We start from the raw sequence: 18574 nt of genomic DNA, 5'->3' as shown, positions 1-18574 counted from the left end.
GCCTAAAAGTGTAAAAAGACCCCCTTAAGAAGAGGGTCATATTTGCGAAGGTATCGCTATTACACTTCCATGATTTCTTTTTCTTTGTTTTTTGCGATTTCGTCAACTTTTGCAATATATTTATCTGTTTCTTTTTGGATATCTTCAGTATATCCTCTTAAATCATCTTCTGTAATATCGCCAGCTTTTTCAAGCTTCTTAAGATCATCGTTACTGTCACGACGTACGTTACGAACAGCAACTTTTGCTTCTTCAGCATATTTTTTCACAACTTTTACAAGATCACGACGACGCTCTTCTGTTAATGCAGGGAATGCAATACGAATTACAGTTCCATCATTAGAAGGGTTTAAGCCTAAATCTGCTTTTAAGATTGCTTTTTCAATATCACCGATAGAAGTTTTATCATAAGGTTGAATTACAAGTAAACGTGCTTCTGGAACTGTAATGTTCGCTAATTGCACAACAGGTGTTGGTGCACCATAGTAATCAACTTGTACCTTATCTAATACAGACGAGCTTGCACGACCTGCGCGAACTGTTGCCAGTTCACGAGAGTAAGCAGCAACTGCTTTTTCCATTTTTTCATTTGAAGACTTCAATACTTGTTGTCCCATATTTATTTCCCCCTTACAACTGTTCCGATATTTTCGCCTAAAACGGCACGTTTAATGTTACCTTTTTCCATAACCGAGAATACAATTAATGGAATATCATTGTCCATACATAAAGAAGAAGCTGTTGAATCCATTACACCTAAACCTTCTTTTAATACATCTAAGTAAGTAAGTGTTTCGTATTTCGTAGCTGTTGGGTCAAGAGATGGATCTGCATTATATACGCCATCTACATTGTTTTTCGCCATTAAGATAACGTCTGCTTCGATTTCCGCTGCACGTAGTGCTGCTGTTGTATCTGTAGAGAAATATGGGTTACCTGTACCTGCTGCAAAGATTACAACACGTTTTTTCTCTAGATGACGAACTGCTTTACGACGAATGTAAGGCTCTGCTACTTGACGCATTTCGATTGAAGTTTGAACACGAGTTTGAATTCCAATGTTCTCTAGGCTATCTTGAAGAGCTAATGAGTTCATAACTGTTGCTAACATACCCATGTAATCTGCTCCAGCACGATCCATTCCCATTTCACTTCCGATTTTGCCACGCCAAATGTTTCCGCCACCAACAACAACAGCAACTTCTACATCAAGTTCTGCAATTTCTTTCACTTGTTCCGCAACTGATTTAATAACAGATGGGTTAATTCCAAATCCTTGTTCGCCAGCTAATGCTTCTCCGCTTAGCTTTAATACGACACGATTATATTTCGGTTTACTCATAATGAACCTCCAATTGCTTACATCTTTATTTTAAAAAAGGGAACACAATGTGTTCCCTAATCTTTATTAGTTGCTACCTTTTACTTGGTTCATTACTTCTTCAGCAAAGTTGTCTTCGCGTTTTTCGATACCTTCACCAACAGCGTAGCGAACGAATCCTTTTAATGTTCCGCCTTTAGACTCAACGAACTGACGAACTTTCATATCAGGGTTTTTAACGAATGCTTGGTCAAGTAAGCAAATATCTTCGAAGAATTTGCCTAGACGGCCTTCAACCATTTTTGCAACGATTTTTTCAGGCTTGCCTTCGTTTAAAGCTTGTTGTGTTAATACTTGACGCTCATGCTCAACTTCTTCAGCTGTTACAGCATCGCGGTCGATGTATTTAGGGTTAACTGCTGCGATGTGCATTGCTACATCTTTAGCAGCAGCTTCGTCAGTAGAACCTTCAAGAACTGTTAGTACACCAATACGTCCACCCATGTGTAGGTAAGCGCCGAATGCATCAGCATCAGTTTTTGATACGATTTCGAAACGACGAAGTGTAAGTTTTTCACCAATTTTAGCGATTGCTTCGTTGATGTGCTCTTCTACTGTTTTGCCGCCTTCGATTGTTTGAGCCATAGCTTCTTCAATGTTAGCTGGTTTGTTAGCTAATAAGTGTGCAGCTAATTCTTTAATTAATGCTTGGAAACCTTCGTTTTTCGCAACGAAATCAGTTTCAGAGTTTAATTCTAAGATTAAACCTTCGTTACCGTTTGTTTCGATGAAAGTTAAACCTTCAGCAGCGATGCGGTCTGCTTTTTTAGCAGCTTTCGCAATACCTTTTTCACGTAAGAAGTCAATTGCCTTCTCCATGTCGCCATTAGTTTCTGTTAAAGCTTTTTTGCAGTCCATCATACCTGCGCCAGTTTTTTCACGTAATTCTTTTACCATTTGTGCAGTGATTGCCATACTTTTCATCCTCCTAAAATATGTATTTATACTTTTTATAAAGGTGTTTATACCTTAAAAAAGGTGATAAAAGGCCGAACCCCTTATCACCTTTCCAACTTTGTTACGCAGTAACAGTTTCTTCACCTTGTTTTGCTTCAAGGATCGCGTCTGCCATTTTAGATGTAAGAAGTTTTACAGCACGAATTGCATCATCGTTTGCTGGGATAACGTGATCGATTTCGTCTGGATCACAGTTTGTATCAACGATACCGATGATTGGAATGTGTAATTTGCGTGCTTCAGCAACTGCAATACGCTCTTTACGAGGGTCTACTACGAATAATGCACTTGGAAGACCTTTCATATCTTTAATACCGCCTAAGAATTTCTCAAGACGCTCTAACTCTTTTTTAAGTTGAACAACTTCTTTCTTAGGAAGTACTTCGAAAGTACCATCTTCTTGCATTTTTTCGATGTCTTTAAGACGCTTGATACGCTTTTGGATTGTTTGGAAGTTTGTTAAAGTTCCACCTAACCAACGTTGGTTAACGAAGTACATACCAGCACGAGTTGCTTCTTCTTTAATAGCTTCTTGTGCTTGTTTTTTAGTACCTACGAATAAGATGTCTCCGCCTTCAGCAGCGATGTCACGCATCGTTCTGTAAGCTTCCTCAACTTTTTTCACAGTTTTTTGTAAGTCGATGATGTAGATACCGTTACGCTCTGTGAAAATGTAACGCTTCATTTTTGGGTTCCAACGACGAGTTTGATGTCCGAAATGAACACCAGCTTCAAGCAATTGCTTCATAGAAATTACTGACATAATATAGTTCCTCCTAAATGGTTTTTGATATCCTCCGTTTACTTCATCTCTAAGCGAAACTACAAACGTAGCACCAACACTTAAATCAGTAAACGTGTGTACTTTGTACTGACACCACTGCTTACTATATCATACTGAAATATTACAATCAAGTCGAAAATGCGAACAATGTAAAACTTTCTTTGTTCACACTCGAATTCTAGTATTACCAACCTGTATTTCTTTTAAGCAAAAAAATAAAATTCAATTCATAGCTTTTCCTAAAAACGCGATTATGACGCTATTTACAAACAACAGCAATCTTTTATACACAAAAAACTCTCCTCAAAAAATGAGGAGAGTTTTATAAATTAGTTTGTTTTTAATTTAGCAAGTTCCTGTAGAAACTTGTCGTTTAGCACTTTAATGTATGTTCCTTTCATACCTAAAGAGCGAGACTCAATAACACCAGCACTCTCTAATTTACGAAGTGCATTTACGATTACAGAACGAGTAATTCCTACGCGATCAGCAATTTTACTTGCAACTAGTAAACCTTCTGTTCCATTTAACTCTTCGAAGATATGCTCAATTGCTTCTAACTCACTGTAAGATAATGAGCTAATCGCCATTTGAACAACAGCTTTACTACGTGCTTCCTCTTCGATTTCTTCCGCTTTTTCACGTAAGATTTCCATACCTACTACAGTTGAACTGTATTCAGCAAGGATTAAATCATCGTCTAAGAACTCTTGGCCAAGACGAGCTAATACTAATGTACCTAGACGCTCACCGCCACCAACGATTGGTACGATTGTAGTTAAACCTTGACCGAATAATTCTCTATTTTCTACTGGGAATGCTGTGTAAGCACTGTTTACATCTAAGTTAGAAGATGTTTCTGTAATGTTGAATAAGCTTTGTGTGTATTCTTCCGGGAATTGACGCTCTGCAAGCATTTGTTTCATACGCTCATTCTCAATTTGTTGGTGAATTGCATAACCTAGTAATTTACCACGACGACTTACTACGAATACGTTCGCTTCGATTACTTCACACATTGTGTCAGACATTTCTCTAAAGTTTACAGGCTTTCCTGCTGCGCTCTGTAATAACGCATTTAATTTTCTTGTTTTTGCTAATAATTCCATTTCAAAAGTTCCTCCTACATGTTACTCACATATTTTTTCATCACTTGGAAACTAGGGCGAGTCACCTGATGACACAATTACAAAATAAACTGGCTCACATCTTTATTTTTAGCAATCGTTGCTAATTTCTCCTCAACGTACTGAGGCGTTATCGTTATTTTCTCTAACGTAATTTCAGATGCTTCAAACGATAAATCTTCAAGGAGCTTCTCCATAATCGTATGAAGTCTTCTTGCTCCAATATTATCTGTATCCTGATTAACTTGATAAGCAATCTCAGCAATCTTACGAATAGCTTCGTCTGAAAATTCAATTTCTATACCTTCAGTCGCTAATAAAGCCATATATTGTTTAATTAACGCATTGTCAGGCTCGATTAATATTTTAACAAAATCATCTGTCGATAATTTTGTTAATTCTACTCGAATCGGAAATCTCCCTTGCAGTTCCGGAATTAAATCCGACGGTTTAGACATATGAAACGCTCCAGCTGCAACGAATAAAATATAATCCGTTTTTACTGATCCGTATTTTGTCGCAACATTCGATCCTTCTACAATCGGCAGAATGTCACGTTGCACACCTTCACGTGATACATCTACGCTATTCGACTGCTTACCAGCAATTTTGTCAATTTCATCGATAAAAATAATCCCGAGCTGTTCAGCACGATAAACAGCCTCTTGTGTAACTTCATCCATATCAATTAAGCGCTGTGCTTCCTCATTTGTCAAGAGTTTTCTTGCTTCTTTTACAGAAAGTTTACGTTTTTTTGTTTTTTTCGGCATAAAACTTCCTAATGCATCTTGGAAATTCATTCCCATTTGTTCCATGCCAGTTCCTTGTAACATATCGAACATGGAAGACTGTTGTTCAGTCACTTCAATCGATACAATTTCATCTTCAAGAAGTCCTGCAGCAAGCTTTCTTTCCACATCTTGACGTTTCTTTTCGATTTCAACATCTTCCTGTGCATCAGATGTTTGATTCGAATTTTGAGCACCACCAAATAGCATTTCTAATGGGTTTTTAAATCCAGATTGTTTCTCTGGACTCGGCACTAAGATTTCTACAAGACGTTGGTTCGCTTGTTCTTCTGCTTTATCTTGTACTTTAACTACCATTTCTTCTTTTACGATACGAACTGATGTTTCCACAAGGTCACGTACCATCGATTCTACATCTCTACCTACATATCCAACTTCTGTAAATTTCGTAGCTTCAACCTTAATAAAAGGTGCTCCAACGAGTTTCGCCATTCGTCGTGCTACCTCTGTTTTACCAACACCTGTTGGTCCAATCATTAAAATATTTTTAGGCGCAATTTCATCACGTAGATTTTCAGCTAATTTACTTCGACGATATCGATTTCTTAAAGCTACAGCAACCGCTTTCTTCGCATCTTTTTGACCGATAATGTATTGATCTAATTTTTCCACAATTTGACGCGGAGTAAAATGTAAATGCATATAAAATGCCTCCCTTACGATTCTACAATTCTTCCACAATTATATTGTGGTTTGTATAAACACAAATATCGCCAGCAATGTCTAAACTCGCTTTCGCAATTTGCTTCGCTGTTAAATGTTCACTTGCATATTGTTTTAAAGCACGACCTGCAGAAAGCGCATAATTCCCACCAGATCCAATCGCTAAAATACCATCATCCGGTTCAATTACTTCTCCTGTACCTGAAACAAGAAGCATAGTTGTTTTATCCATGACAATGAGCATCGCTTCTAGTTGACGTAACATTTTGTCGCCACGCCATTGTTTTGCCATCTCAACTGCAGCACGCTGCAAGTTCCCATTGTACTCTTCTAATTTCCCTTCAAACATTTCAAAAAGAGTAAATGCGTCAGCAACGGAACCTGCAAAGCCAGCTAAAACTTTCCCTTGGAAAAGTTTACGGACTTTACGAGCTGTATGTTTCATTACAACTGCATTTCCCATCGTCACCTGGCCATCTCCAGCCATTGCACATTCTCCATTATGATGAACTGCAAATATCGTTGTAGCGTGGAAATTTCCCATAGAAAAAACTCCTTTATATGTTTTTATAGCTTTAAAAGCAATTTATGCCCGTGGGTGATGCTTCATGTAGACCGAACGCAATCTTTCTTTAGAGACATGCGTATAAATTTGTGTCGTCGACAAATTCTCATGACCGAGTAGCTCCTGTACAGTACGTAAATCTGCCCCTTCATCTAACATATGTGTAGCAAATGTATGCCTTAACATATGGGGACTGATCCGCATTGTCAGTGAAGCTTTCTTAATGAGTTCGTTTAATACATAGCGTACCCCTCGACTTGTTAGCGGCGTGCCTTTCGCATTTAAAAATACCATATGAGAGTGTTCTTCAGTTTTGTGAGCTAACTGTTTTCTCCCGTTCTCTATATAAGTAATTAAAGCATCTTGCGCATAGCTTCCGAACGGAATATACCTTTGTTTTTTTCCTTTTCCCATTACTAAAATTGTTCCCACCGCGAAGTCAATATCGGTAAGTTGTAAATTGACACATTCACTCACACGGATTCCAGTCGCATACATCAACTCTAATAAAGCTTGATTCCTTTGACCTAGCGGCGTTTCCGTATCAGCAACTTCAAACAATTCCTCTAATTCTTCAGCATATAAAAACTTTGGGATTGACAATTCTTTTTTGGGGAGTGACGCAAGTGCAAACGGATTATCTTTCCGATAACCTTCACGCATCAAAAAACGATATAAACTTCGTAAGCTTGATACTTTTCTTGCGACAGATTTACGGGCTAACTTTTCATCGTGCAACGTCGTTAAGTACAAACGAACATCCGCGTATGTAACATCTAAAAAAGAGGATATGCCTTCTCGCTCCATAAATTGCACAAAATGTTCTAAATCATTTTGATAACTTGCAATTGTATATTTTGAATAATTTCTTTCAATTTGTAAATATCCAACGAATAATTGTAACAATTTCTTCACATTCACACAATTCACCTCAATAAAGGCTACTAAATCGTATCACAACTTAGTAGCCTTTGCAAGAAATTTAACTAAATATTTACAAAATTTTGAATTGTCTCTAAAGCGCGTGTTGCATATGCTTCATTTCGTTCTGCTTTTCTCTTAATTTTCTTCTCTAACGGTGCAAACAAACCGAAGTTTGCATTCATTGGCTGGAAGTTTTTCGCGTTTGTCGCAGTAATATAATTCGCCATACTTCCCATTGCAGTTACAGGCGGTAATACAACCGGCTCTTCACCTTTCACAAGTCGAGCAGCGTTAATACCCGCCAGTAATCCTGATGCCGCCGATTCAACATATCCCTCTACTCCAGTCATTTGGCCAGCGAAGAATAAATCATCACGTTGTTTATATTGATATGTTGGACGAAGCAAGTTAGGCGAATTAATAAACGTATTACGATGCATTACACCATAACGTACAATCTCTGCGTTTTCCAGTCCCGGAATCAACTGTAACACTTCTTTTTGTGGCCCCCACTTTAAATGCGTTTGGAAACCTACGATATTGTATAACGTTCCCGCTGCATCATCTTGACGTAACTGAACAACAGCATATGGCGTTTTCCCTGTTTTCGGATCTTCTAATCCAACAGGTTTCATCGGTCCAAATACTAGCGTCTGTCTTCCTCTACTTGCCATAACTTCTACTGGCATACAACCTTCAAAGAAAATTTCTTTTTCAAATTCTTTTAAAGGTACTGTTTCAGCAGCAATTAAAGCCTCGTAAAAACGGTCAAATTCCTCTTCCGTCATTGGGCAGTTTAAATATGCAGCTTCACCTTTATCGTAACGAGACTTTAAATATACTTTATTCATATCAATGCTGTCTTTCTCAACAATTGGTGCTGCAGCATCATAGAAATAAAAATAATCTTCACCTGTTAATTCTTTTAATTGTGCTGCAAGATCAGGAGACGTAAGTGGACCTGTCGCGATAACAGTAGGCCCTTCTGGAATTTCAGTAATTTCTTCATTCATCACAGTTACGTTCGGATGGTTTTTCACATACTCCGTTACCTTTGCTGCAAATTCATGACGATCTACAGCTAAAGCCCCTCCTGCTGGTACAGAGCACTCATCAGCTGCACGAATAATAACAGAGTCCATTAGACGCATTTCTTCTTTAATAACACCAACAGCGTTTGTTAATGTGTTTGCACGAAGCGAATTACTACATACTAACTCTGCAAATTTATCTGTATGATGAGCTGGCGTTTGCCTTACTGGTCTCATTTCATATAATTTTACTTGGACACCACGTTTTGCAATTTGGTAAGCTGCTTCACTTCCTGCAAGACCTGCGCCAATGACGTTTACTACTTGTGTTGTCATATTTATCACCTTTCCTTTTCTTCCCGAAAAAAATGTGAGCAGTTACGCTCACATTTGTTGTTCTTCTTCATAATCACACGAAATACATTGTACTTGCACGCCTTTTTTCAACTTCTTCTCTACAAGCATACCTTCGCACTTCGGACATTTACGACCAATTGGTTTATCCCAAGATACAAAGTCACACTCTGGATACGTACCACATCCATAGAAAAGACGTTTCTTTTTATTACTACGGCGTTCAATAATTTGACCTTTATCACACTTCGGACAAGTAACACCGATTTCTTTCACAATCGGTTTTGTATTACGACAATCTGGGAAATTCGAACAAGCCATAAATTTCCCGTATTTACCCATTTTAAAGACCATTGGGTGATTACACAATTCACAGTCTTCCCCAGCTGGTTCATCTTTAATTTCCACTTCACGCATTTCTTTTTCCGCTTTTTCTAAACGCGGTTCAAAGCCTACGTAGAAATCATCAACAATTTTTACCCAATTCGCATTTCCTTCTTCTACTTCATCAAGACTTTGCTCCATGTTAGCAGTAAATTCAATGTTAATAATTTCTGGGAAAAACTCTAAAATAAGTTCAATTACTATTTCACCAAGTTCAGTTGGAACAAAGCGTTTATTATCCAAACCTACGTATCCACGTTTTTGAATCGTTTCAAGTGTCGGTACGTAAGTCGACGGTCTTCCAATTCCAAGCTCTTCAAGTGTTCTTACTAGACGAGCCTCTGTATAGCGCGGCGGAGGTTGTGTAAAGTGTTGCTTCGGTTCTAAATCCTTCGAAAATACCGTTTCCCCTACTTCTAAAGGTGGCAACATTTTATCCTTTTCTTCAGCCCCGTCATCTTTCGACTCTACATACACTTTCATAAATCCTGGAAACTTTACAACCGATCCACTTGCACGGAACTGAACATTGTTATTAATGAGTCTAGCTGTCACAGTATCCATTATAGCAGACGCCATTTGACTTGCAACAAATCGCTCCCAAATCAGTTTATACAACCGAAGTTGATCACGACTTAAGAAACTCTTTAGTTCCTCTGGCCTTCTCATTACCGAAGTAGGACGAATTGCCTCATGCGCATCTTGTGCGTTCGACTTTTTCGTTTCTTTCTTCTTTTCTGTTCCTATGTATTCCGCACCAAACGCCTCAGTAATGTAAGTACGCGCCTCTGTTTGAGCTGTTTCTGAGATACGTGTTGAGTCAGTTCTCATATACGTAATAAGACCTACAGTTCCTTGCTTGCCAAGATCTATCCCTTCATACAATTGCTGCGCGAGCATCATTGTTTTCTTTGCTCGCATGTTTAACTTACGAGCTGCCTCTTGTTGCAAGGAAGATGTTGTAAACGGTAATGCAGGATTACGTTTTCGCTCTTTTCGCGTTACATTTTCAACTGAAAACGCATTATCTTTCATTTGTTCAATTATTTCATTCACTTGCGTTTCATTCGTTAATTGAACTTTTTCACCATCTACACCGTAAAAACTTGCTTCAAATGTGTCTTTCCCCTTCACAAATTCTGTCTTGATTGTCCAGAATTCTTCAGGCTCAAAGATTTGAATTTCTTTTTCACGTTCGATAATTAAACGAACTGCTACAGATTGTACGCGTCCTGCACTTAATCCTTTTTTTACTTTCTTCCATAATAAAGGACTAATATTGTAACCCACAAGACGATCTAGTATACGTCTTGCTTGTTGTGCATCTACTAAATCCATATTAATCGCACGAGGATGTTTAAATGATTCTTTTATTGCATCTTTTGTAATCTCATTAAACACAACTCGGCAATCTGATTCAACGTCCACATTTAACGTATTGGCTAAATGCCAAGCAATTGCTTCCCCTTCGCGGTCTGGATCGGCCGCGAGATAGACTTTCTTTGCTTTTTTTGCCGCTGATTTTAAATCTTTTAAGACGGGACCTTTACCACGAATGGTAATATACTTCGGGGTGAAGTTGTTCTTTACTTCTATCCCCATTTGGCTTTTAGGTAAATCGCGAACGTGTCCCATAGACGCGACAACTTTGTATTTTTTCCCTAAATATTTCTCAATGGTCTTCGCCTTAGAAGGCGACTCCACGATTACGAGGTAATCTGACATGCTAGTGCCTCCTTAAGAGGTGGATTCAAGTCTTCATCAATCTTATTGATTTCTCTTGTTTTTGTCAATCAAGAATGAATATACCATACAGTGCCTTTCTACCATTTGTCAATAATTGTTTAATAAAAACATGAAAATATAAGGTTAATTTAAAATCTCTTCCAAGATATCTTCTGCATTTCTTACTAGTTTTGCTCCTTGTTGAATTAGATGATTCGTTCCTGATGCACTATCTATAAATATAGGTCCAGGAAGTGCAAATACCTCTCTATTTTGCTCTAAAGCAAGGTCCGCAGTAATAAGTGTTCCACTTCTTGATTTCGCTTCTACAACTAAAACACCCTTACTTATACCGCTAATGATTCGGTTCCTTTTTGGAAAATACCATTTTTTCGGTGCATAGTGCGGCGGATACTCTGTTAATAACAATATATATTCATTCCATGTTTCATATAAATGTCTATTCTCTTTTGGATACATATACGATAATCCATGTCCTAGTATTGCAATAGTCGGACAATGCCGTCTTACTGTAATTTCATGAGCCATTGTATCTATCCCTCTTGCAAACCCACTGACAATAAGCCATTCTCTTTCTAATAATGGGTGTAAAATAAATTGTAAACTCTCATGCCCATATAAAGTCGGTTCTCTCGTTCCAATAACCGCTAATTTATTCGCCTTATTGAGAAAATCCTTCTCACCTTTTCCATATAACACAAAGGGCGGATCTTGTATTTCACGTAATAATTGTGGATAATCTTCATCACAGATAGTCATATAAAAGATTCGATTTTTCTCTAAATAAGATATATATTGCGAGAGATTTGAACTTTGAAGAAAACGTACTAATTCTGAAGATTTTTTCGAGGATATTCCAGTGTAGTATTCCACTTGTATTGCATTAAAAGTGTATATTCCCTTCAATTCAGGATCGACATATAGTAGTCTTTCCATCGCCTTCCAATGATCTGCTAAAAAATAATGAAGATGTAATAATCGTTCTCTTTTCATCTTAATTCTCCTTACCCATAATTTTTATTATGTAAACAAGAATTACGTAAAAAGACACCTTCAAGCAAGAAGGTGTCTTTCAACAGATTAGTAGTTTTTACAAGTCTCAAATAGACCTTTTTCTTTTAAGACAGAGATTAGCGTTTCGCCCATAACCGCTGGAGTTTCCGCTACTTTAATACCACAAGCTTCCATCGTTTTAATCTTTTCAGCAGCAGTTCCTTTACCACCAGAAATGATTGCACCAGCATGGCCCATACGTTTGCCTGCAGGCGCTGTTTGGCCACCAATGAAGCCTACAACAGGTTTTGTCATATTAGCTTTCACCCATTCAGCTGCCTCTTCTTCCGCTGTACCACCGATTTCACCAATCATAATTACAGCATGCGTTTCTTCATCTTCATTAAATGCTTTTAACGCATCAATAAAGTCCGTACCGTTAACTGGGTCCCCACCGATACCTACAGCAGTAGATTGGCCAATACCTTCTTGTGTTAACTGATGTACAGCCTCATACGTTAATGTACCAGAGCGAGATACGATACCTACATGGCCTTTTTTATGAATGTAACCTGGCATAATACCAATTTTGCATTCATCAGGCGTAATAACACCAGGACAGTTTGGTCCAAGTAAACGTGTATGTTTACCTGCCATATATCTCTTTACGTTTACCATATCTAATACAGGAATTCCTTCAGTAATACATACTACTAAATCGATTTCTGCATCAACTGCTTCCATAATTGCATCAGCCGCAAAAGCGGGTGGAACGTATACAACTGAAGCATTTGCGCCTGTTGCTTTCACTGCATCTTCTACAGTATCAAATACTGGTACACCTTCAATATCAGTGCCACCTTTACCTGGCGTTACACCACCGACAATTTTCGTACCGTATTCAATCATTTGTTTTGTGTGGAATAATCCTTGAGAACCTGTAATACCTTGAACAATAACTTTTGTATCTTTATTAACTAATACGCTCATTTTTCTCCCCCGCTTTCTATTAGCCCACTAGTGAAACAATTTTTTGTGCACCGTCTGCCATAGATTCTGCTGCAACAATATTTAAGCCAGACTCATTTAAAATCTTCTTACCTAACTCTACGTTTGTACCTTCAAGACGTACAACTAAAGGCAATTCAAGACCTACTTGTTTCGTCGCTTCAATAACACCTTCTGCGATAACATCACACTTCATAATGCCACCAAAAATGTTAACGAAGATACCTTTTACATTTTTGTCAGAAAGGATAATTTTGAATGCTTCTGTAACTTTTTCAGCTGTTGCACCGCCACCAACATCTAAGAAGTTAGCTGGATCGCCATGGTAATGTTTAATGATATCCATTGTAGCCATCGCTAAACCTGCACCATTAACCATGCAACCGATATTTCCATCTAAAGGAATGTAGTTTAAGTCATATTTAGAAGCTTCAATTTCTTTTGAATCTTCTTCATCAAGATCACGAAGTTCTAAAATGTCTTTATTGCGATATAAAGCATTAGAATCAAAGTTTAATTTCGCATCTAATGCCATAACTTTACCGTCACCTGTTGTAACAAGTGGATTAATCTCCGCGATAGAGCAATCTTTTTCGATAAACGCACGGTATAAGCCCATCATAAACTTCACAGCTTGTCCTACAAGCTCTTTTGGAATATTGATGTTAAATGCGATTCGGCGCGCTTGGAAGCCTTGTAAGCCTACTGCTGGATCAATATATTCTTTAAAGATTTTTTCAGGTGTTTGTTCTGCTACTTCTTCAATTTCTGTTCCACCTTCTTCAGATGCCATTAAAACAACCTGAGAAGTTGCACGATCTAAAACTAGACCAACATAATATTCTTTTTTAATATCGCAACCTTCTTCGATAAGTAAGCGCTTCACTTCCTTACCTTCAGGACCTGTTTGATGTGTCACAAGTGTAGTTCCTAAAATGCTCTCTGCATATGTACGAACTTCATCTAAATTTTTTGCAACTTTTACTCCGCCAGCTTTGCCGCGTCCACCAGCGTGAATTTGTGCTTTTACTACACATACATCCGTTCCTAATTCTTTCGCTGCTTCTACAGCTTCTTCTACTGTAAATGCAACCTTCCCGTTCGGAACGCTAACCCCATAGCTTCTAAGGACTGCCTTACCTTGGTACTCATGGATATTCATGGTCCCATCCTCCCCTGTTTTCCTGTTTTACTCGAAAAGTTTTTTAATGTTTAAAAAACATTACATTGCCATTGTATAAGATGATTGGCACGCTGTCTACAATAAAGTGTCAGAAAACTGAAATCGCTTTATTCTTTTTTGAAAATAGTAATGTTCATATACCAAAATAAAAAAATAAGCTGCATATTCGCAGCTTATTTTTGAATCATATCTTTAATTGGCGCAAACGATTTCCGATGTTCTTCTAATACTCCATGCGCTTCAATCGCTTCTAAATGTTGTTTTGTACCATATCCCATATGTTGTTCAAATCCATATGCAGGATACTTTTCTCCAAGTTCTTTCATCATACGATCTCTCGTTACCTTCGCAATAATGGATGCAGCTGAAATAGAAATACTTTTCGCATCACCTTTAATAATGGATGTTTGCGGAATTGGTGTAGGAAGTTTCATCGCATCAATTAATAAATATTCTGGTGCACAAGATAAATTCGCAACAGCATCTAACATCGCTTGTTTCGTCGCTTGATAAATATTTATCTCATCAATAATTTGTGGTGATACAATTCCAACTCCAATTGCAATTGCTTGTGCTTTGATTTCATCATAAAAACGCTCTCGCTTCGCCTCACTCAGCTTTTTCGAGTCATTTAACCCTGGAATATAAAAATCTTCCGGAAGGACAACAGCTGCCGTCACGACAGGCCCAGCTAGTGGCCCACGCCCTACTTCATCTATACCCGCGATAAGTGTGAGCCCTTTTTCACGTAATGCAATCTCGTACCTAGACATTTCGAAAAACTTTTCTTTTTCTTTCTGCGCTAGCTCTTTTTGTTTATGCCACTTCAAAATGAGCTTTTGTATCCCTTTCCGCTCGTCTTTCATTAATAGTTGAAAGCGATCATCTTCTTCACTCATTATTTCATGCAGTAAACGTTCCGCTTCTTGAATAGTCACTTTTTGCATTCATGCCACTCCCTTTATATACAAAAAAGAAAAGACGCACTAACGCACGTCTTATACTTCTTCTATTTTTTCTACATCTTCTGTCTGCTCTGCAAACTCTTCCGGTGTTTCAAACGTCATTTTTCCAAGTTTTCCACCGCGAAGCTCACGAAGTACAAGCTCAGATGTTTTATCATAATCAATCATTCCGCCGCCCATTAAACAGCCTCTATTTTTTCCAATTGCATCGAATAACTCTACAATATCTTCTGGAATTTCATTTAAATTATATCGTTCTTTCAGACGTTCTGGATAATGTTTCTCCATAAAACGTAGTGCATAAACAGCAACATCTTGTAAATTTAAAATTGAATCTTTAATTGCGCCTGTTGTCGCTAAACGAAGACCCACTAGTTGATCTTCAAATTTAGGCCATAAAATACCAGGTGTATCTAACAGTTCCATTTCCTTCCCAACTTTAATCCATTGTTGAGCTGTTGTCACACCAGGGCGATCTCCTGTTTTAGCAATATTTTTCTTCGCTAACTTATTAATTAACGTAGATTTACCAACATTCGGTATACCTACAATTAATGCACGAATCGCTCTCGGTCTAATACCTTTTGCAGCCATTTTATCAAATTTTTCTTTCACCAACACTTTACAAGCTGCTGCAATTTCCTTCATACCTTGTCCAGCTTGTGCGTTAATTGAAATTGCCATTTGGTCTTTTTCTTTAAAATATGCGATCCATTGCTTTGTTAAACGATCATCTGCCATATCCGCTTTATTTAAAACAACAAGCCTCGGTTTATGTGTAATGATCTCATCGATCATTGGATTTCGAGAAGATAAAGGTAATCGAGCATCTACAAGCTCAATTACAACATCAATTAACTTTAATTTTTCTGTTACTTGGCGTCTAGCCTTTGCCATATGTCCCGGGAACCATTGAATTACCATGTTGCCACCTTCTTTTTCTTTTATTTCACAATACGAGCATCTTTTAACGGCCAATATAGTATATTTGCTTTTCCAATCACTTGGTCCATTGAAATTGTACCAATTGAGCGACTATCTTTACTAAAACGACGATTATCGCCTAAAACAAATAATTGACCTTCTGGAACAGTTTTCTTCCCTGTCATTTCTTCAAGAGTAAAATCATATGTAAGCGGTCCGTCAGCAATTTGTTTTTTCTGCTTGTCTAAATACGGCTCCTCATAAGCCTTTCCGTTAACATATAGTTTATCATTACGATACTCTATTTCATCGCCTGGTAGGCCGATAATGCGCTTAATATAATCCTTATCTTCCGTTGCTCGGAATACGATAATATCAAATCGTTTCGGATCTCCTATGTGATAACCAATTTTATTGACAATCATTCGATCGCGATCATGTAAAGTAGACGCCATCGACACTCCATCTACGAGAATTGGTGCAAAGAAAAACTGTCTAATAACACCCGCTAATACAACAGCAATCAAAATTGCCTTGATCCATTCCCAAAGTGAACTCTTTTCTTTCTTCATGCATTTCCCCTCCACGATTATGTAAGCTGCTCGTATTATATCAAAATTTTATATAGATTGGAAAAAGGGAGCTTGTGTATTTACAAGCTCCCATACATGTCTTATCGAATTTCTTTAATACGTGCTTTTTTACCGCGAAGGTTACGTAAGTAGTATAACTTAGCACGACGTACTTTACCACGGCGAAGTACTTCAAGTTTCGCGATTCTTGGCGTGTGCACTGGGAATGTACGCTCAACACCTACACCGTAAGAAATCTTACGAACTGTGAATGTTTCACTGATTCCGCCACCACGACGTTTAATTACAACACCTTCAAAAAGCTGAATTCTTTCACGAGTTCCCTCAACTACTTTTACGTGTACACGTAAAGTGTCTCCAGGACGGAATGAAGGAAGGTCAGTTTTTAATTGGCCTTGAGTAATTTCTGCGATTAATTGTTGCATATTAAATTCTCTCCTTTAAACAGATGCTCTTATAAAGTCTTAATAAATTACAGCGGAACATCGTTAATACGGCCACTGATTTCAGTAGCACAAGTGTTATAATAGCATATTGCTAGGACTGTTGCAATAGGAAATATATCAAGCCCTTACTTGTCTTCTTTAATCTGTTCTAGCCATTTCGCTTCTTGCTTAGATAATTCTCGTTCTTCCAGTAAATCCGGTCTACGCGTGTACGTACGACGTAGTGATTCTTTGTGTCGCCATTCATCAATATTTTTATGATTTCCTGACATTAATACATCCGGTACCTTCATACCACGAAAATCAGCTGGACGTGTATAATGAGGATGCTCTAATAAACCTGTACTAAACGAATCCTCGACTTGCGAAGCATGATTTCCTAGCACTCCCGGCAGGAGACGCACGACACTATCAGTAATAACCATAGAGGCTAACTCTCCACCGGTTAATACGTAGTCTCCGATAGAAATCTCATCTGTTACGAGATGCTCACGAATTCGTTCATCGTACCCTTCATAATGACCACACACAAAAATAACATGCTCTTCTTCAGCAAGCTCTTCTGCCTTCTTCTGCGTAAAACGCTCTCCTTGTGGACACATTAAAACAACTCTCGGTTTACGGTCTGTTTCCTTCGTTAACTCTTCCACTGCATCAAAGATAGGCTGAGGGGTTAATACCATCCCAGCTCCACCACCATACGGATAATCATCTACGCTATTATGCTTACTCGTTGTATAATCGCGGAAATTGACAACACGAAGCTCTACCGCTTCTTTTTCTTGTGCTTTCTTTAAAATTGAAGATCCAAACACACCCGTAAACATATCTGGAAACAATGTTAAGATGTCAATTTTCATTATAGCAATCCTTCCATTACATGAATGGTTACTAATTTATTCTCAATGTTAACTTGAAGTACAACATCATCAATATAAGGAATTAATAGATCTTGACCTTTTGGACGTTTAATTACCCAAACATCATTTGCACCAGGAGATAAAATTTCTTTTATTGTTCCTAACGCTTCTCCTTCTTCCGTTACAACACTGCAACCAATAATTTCATGGTAGTAGTATTCGCCTTCAGCTAGTTCACCTAGCTGCTCTTCTGGTACTTTTATTAAAGAACCTTTAAACTTCTCTGCTTCATCTACATTGTTGTATCCTTCAAATGTTAATAGATCAAATGTCTTATGTTGACGATGAGAAGTTACTTTCACCGGAAGGTAGTCTGTACTTTTCTCGTTACTTATGTATAATGTGTTTCCTACTTTATATCGCTCTTCTGGAAAATCAGTACGAGAAATAACACGAATTTCTCCTCTTACGCCATGAGTATTTACAATTTTCCCTACGTTAAACCACTTTGTCATAAATAGTATGTCACCCCTGGTTTCTATATAAATTAAGCATTTCCATTTCATATATGGAACATGCAACTTCTCTTTAAATGTTAAAAAAGGGAGAGGAAATAACTCCTCGCCCTTTTTACGTTTATTGAATTTCCAGTGTTACTTTTTCATCATTATGATGTCCCACTGAATACAAGAGCATTCGAATTGCTTTCGCAACTCTCCCTTGCTTTCCAATGACTTTTCCAACATCCTCAGGATGTACAGTTAATCGATACTTTATCTCTCCGTTGTAAAGTTCCTGTGTAACTTTTACATCTTCAGGATGATCGACAAGAGGCTTGACAATCGTCTCGACTAACTTCTTCATAGTCATTGCCTCA

Annotated in this window: 20 protein-coding genes; all 20 read right to left on the bottom strand. The window is 37.9% G+C overall.

Annotated features, from left to right (window positions below):
- Positions 1 to 59: 59 nt before the first annotated feature.
- Entirely contained in the window at positions 60 to 617 is a 558-nt protein-coding gene (gene frr / locus KVT31_RS04380; protein WP_000531506.1) for a ribosome recycling factor, read from the bottom strand.
- A 2-nt stretch (positions 618 to 619) separates the two neighbouring features.
- Positions 620 to 1342, bottom strand: coding sequence for a UMP kinase (gene pyrH / locus KVT31_RS04375; protein ID WP_000042667.1), 723 nt, complete (start codon positions 1340 to 1342; stop codon positions 620 to 622).
- 66 nt (positions 1343 to 1408) lie between these two features.
- Positions 1409 to 2296 (bottom strand): translation elongation factor Ts, encoded by an 888-nt coding sequence (gene tsf / locus KVT31_RS04370; protein ID WP_088097491.1) that lies wholly within the window; start codon positions 2294 to 2296, stop codon positions 1409 to 1411.
- A 103-nt stretch (positions 2297 to 2399) separates the two neighbouring features.
- Positions 2400 to 3101, bottom strand: a complete 702-nt coding sequence (rpsB, locus tag KVT31_RS04365; RefSeq protein WP_000111484.1) for a 30S ribosomal protein S2 — start codon at positions 3099 to 3101, stop codon at positions 2400 to 2402.
- A 350-nt stretch (positions 3102 to 3451) separates the two neighbouring features.
- Complete coding sequence (gene codY, locus KVT31_RS04360; protein WP_000421290.1) at positions 3452 to 4231, bottom strand: GTP-sensing pleiotropic transcriptional regulator CodY; 780 nt, start codon at positions 4229 to 4231, stop codon at positions 3452 to 3454.
- A gap of 77 nt (positions 4232 to 4308) precedes the next feature.
- On the bottom strand, positions 4309 to 5700 hold the full coding sequence (hslU, locus tag KVT31_RS04355) for an ATP-dependent protease ATPase subunit HslU (protein ID WP_061678204.1): 1392 nt from the start codon (positions 5698 to 5700) through the stop codon (positions 4309 to 4311).
- A gap of 22 nt (positions 5701 to 5722) precedes the next feature.
- On the bottom strand, positions 5723 to 6265 hold the full coding sequence (hslV, locus tag KVT31_RS04350; protein ID WP_000526271.1) for an ATP-dependent protease proteolytic subunit HslV: 543 nt from the start codon (positions 6263 to 6265) through the stop codon (positions 5723 to 5725).
- A 42-nt stretch (positions 6266 to 6307) separates the two neighbouring features.
- Positions 6308 to 7207 (bottom strand): tyrosine recombinase XerC, encoded by a 900-nt coding sequence (gene xerC / locus KVT31_RS04345; RefSeq protein ID WP_001101235.1) that lies wholly within the window; start codon positions 7205 to 7207, stop codon positions 6308 to 6310.
- A gap of 65 nt (positions 7208 to 7272) precedes the next feature.
- Positions 7273 to 8577, bottom strand: a complete 1305-nt coding sequence (trmFO, locus tag KVT31_RS04340; RefSeq protein ID WP_000211996.1) for an FADH(2)-oxidizing methylenetetrahydrofolate--tRNA-(uracil(54)-C(5))-methyltransferase TrmFO — start codon at positions 8575 to 8577, stop codon at positions 7273 to 7275.
- A 48-nt stretch (positions 8578 to 8625) separates the two neighbouring features.
- Positions 8626 to 10704, bottom strand: a complete 2079-nt coding sequence (topA, locus tag KVT31_RS04335) for a type I DNA topoisomerase (RefSeq protein ID WP_088097492.1) — start codon at positions 10702 to 10704, stop codon at positions 8626 to 8628.
- Positions 10705 to 10848: 144 nt separating this feature from the next.
- On the bottom strand, positions 10849 to 11718 hold the full coding sequence (dprA, locus tag KVT31_RS04330) for a DNA-processing protein DprA (protein WP_088097493.1): 870 nt from the start codon (positions 11716 to 11718) through the stop codon (positions 10849 to 10851).
- A gap of 87 nt (positions 11719 to 11805) precedes the next feature.
- The gene (sucD, locus tag KVT31_RS04325) at positions 11806 to 12708 is read right to left on the bottom strand and encodes a succinate--CoA ligase subunit alpha (RefSeq protein ID WP_000115178.1); all 903 of its coding nucleotides are present in this window, start codon (positions 12706 to 12708) and stop codon (positions 11806 to 11808) included.
- A gap of 19 nt (positions 12709 to 12727) precedes the next feature.
- Positions 12728 to 13888, bottom strand: coding sequence for an ADP-forming succinate--CoA ligase subunit beta (gene sucC, locus KVT31_RS04320; protein WP_001020792.1), 1161 nt, complete (start codon positions 13886 to 13888; stop codon positions 12728 to 12730).
- Between the two features lie 194 nt (positions 13889 to 14082).
- The gene (locus KVT31_RS04315; RefSeq protein WP_088097494.1) at positions 14083 to 14856 is read right to left on the bottom strand and encodes a ribonuclease HII; all 774 of its coding nucleotides are present in this window, start codon (positions 14854 to 14856) and stop codon (positions 14083 to 14085) included.
- Positions 14857 to 14907: 51 nt separating this feature from the next.
- On the bottom strand, positions 14908 to 15798 hold the full coding sequence (gene ylqF / locus KVT31_RS04310) for a ribosome biogenesis GTPase YlqF (RefSeq protein ID WP_000236692.1): 891 nt from the start codon (positions 15796 to 15798) through the stop codon (positions 14908 to 14910).
- Between the two features lie 20 nt (positions 15799 to 15818).
- A complete protein-coding gene (gene lepB, locus KVT31_RS04305; RefSeq protein ID WP_000711857.1) occupies positions 15819 to 16370 on the bottom strand; it encodes a signal peptidase I in 552 nt (183 codons plus the stop codon).
- Positions 16371 to 16471: 101 nt separating this feature from the next.
- A complete protein-coding gene (rplS, locus tag KVT31_RS04300) occupies positions 16472 to 16816 on the bottom strand; it encodes a 50S ribosomal protein L19 (RefSeq protein ID WP_001186518.1) in 345 nt (114 codons plus the stop codon).
- Positions 16817 to 16962: 146 nt separating this feature from the next.
- Entirely contained in the window at positions 16963 to 17697 is a 735-nt protein-coding gene (gene trmD, locus KVT31_RS04295) for a tRNA (guanosine(37)-N1)-methyltransferase TrmD (protein ID WP_000686894.1), read from the bottom strand.
- A complete protein-coding gene (gene rimM / locus KVT31_RS04290) occupies positions 17697 to 18212 on the bottom strand; it encodes a ribosome maturation factor RimM (RefSeq protein WP_000170282.1) in 516 nt (171 codons plus the stop codon). The genes trmD and rimM overlap by 1 nt, the downstream gene beginning before the upstream one ends.
- Before the next feature lie 121 nt (positions 18213 to 18333).
- On the bottom strand, positions 18334 to 18561 hold the full coding sequence (locus tag KVT31_RS04285; RefSeq protein WP_000737399.1) for a KH domain-containing protein: 228 nt from the start codon (positions 18559 to 18561) through the stop codon (positions 18334 to 18336).
- Between the last annotated feature and the right edge of the window lie 13 nt (positions 18562 to 18574).

Origin of the sequence: Bacillus sp. GbtcB14, from assembly GCF_019091205.1 — a bacterium.
GTDB lineage: Bacteria > Bacillota > Bacilli > Bacillales > Bacillaceae_G > Bacillus_A > Bacillus_A cereus_AG.
Note: the sequence above shows the minus strand (reverse complement) of the source record. Positions and strands in the feature narration are given on the sequence as shown.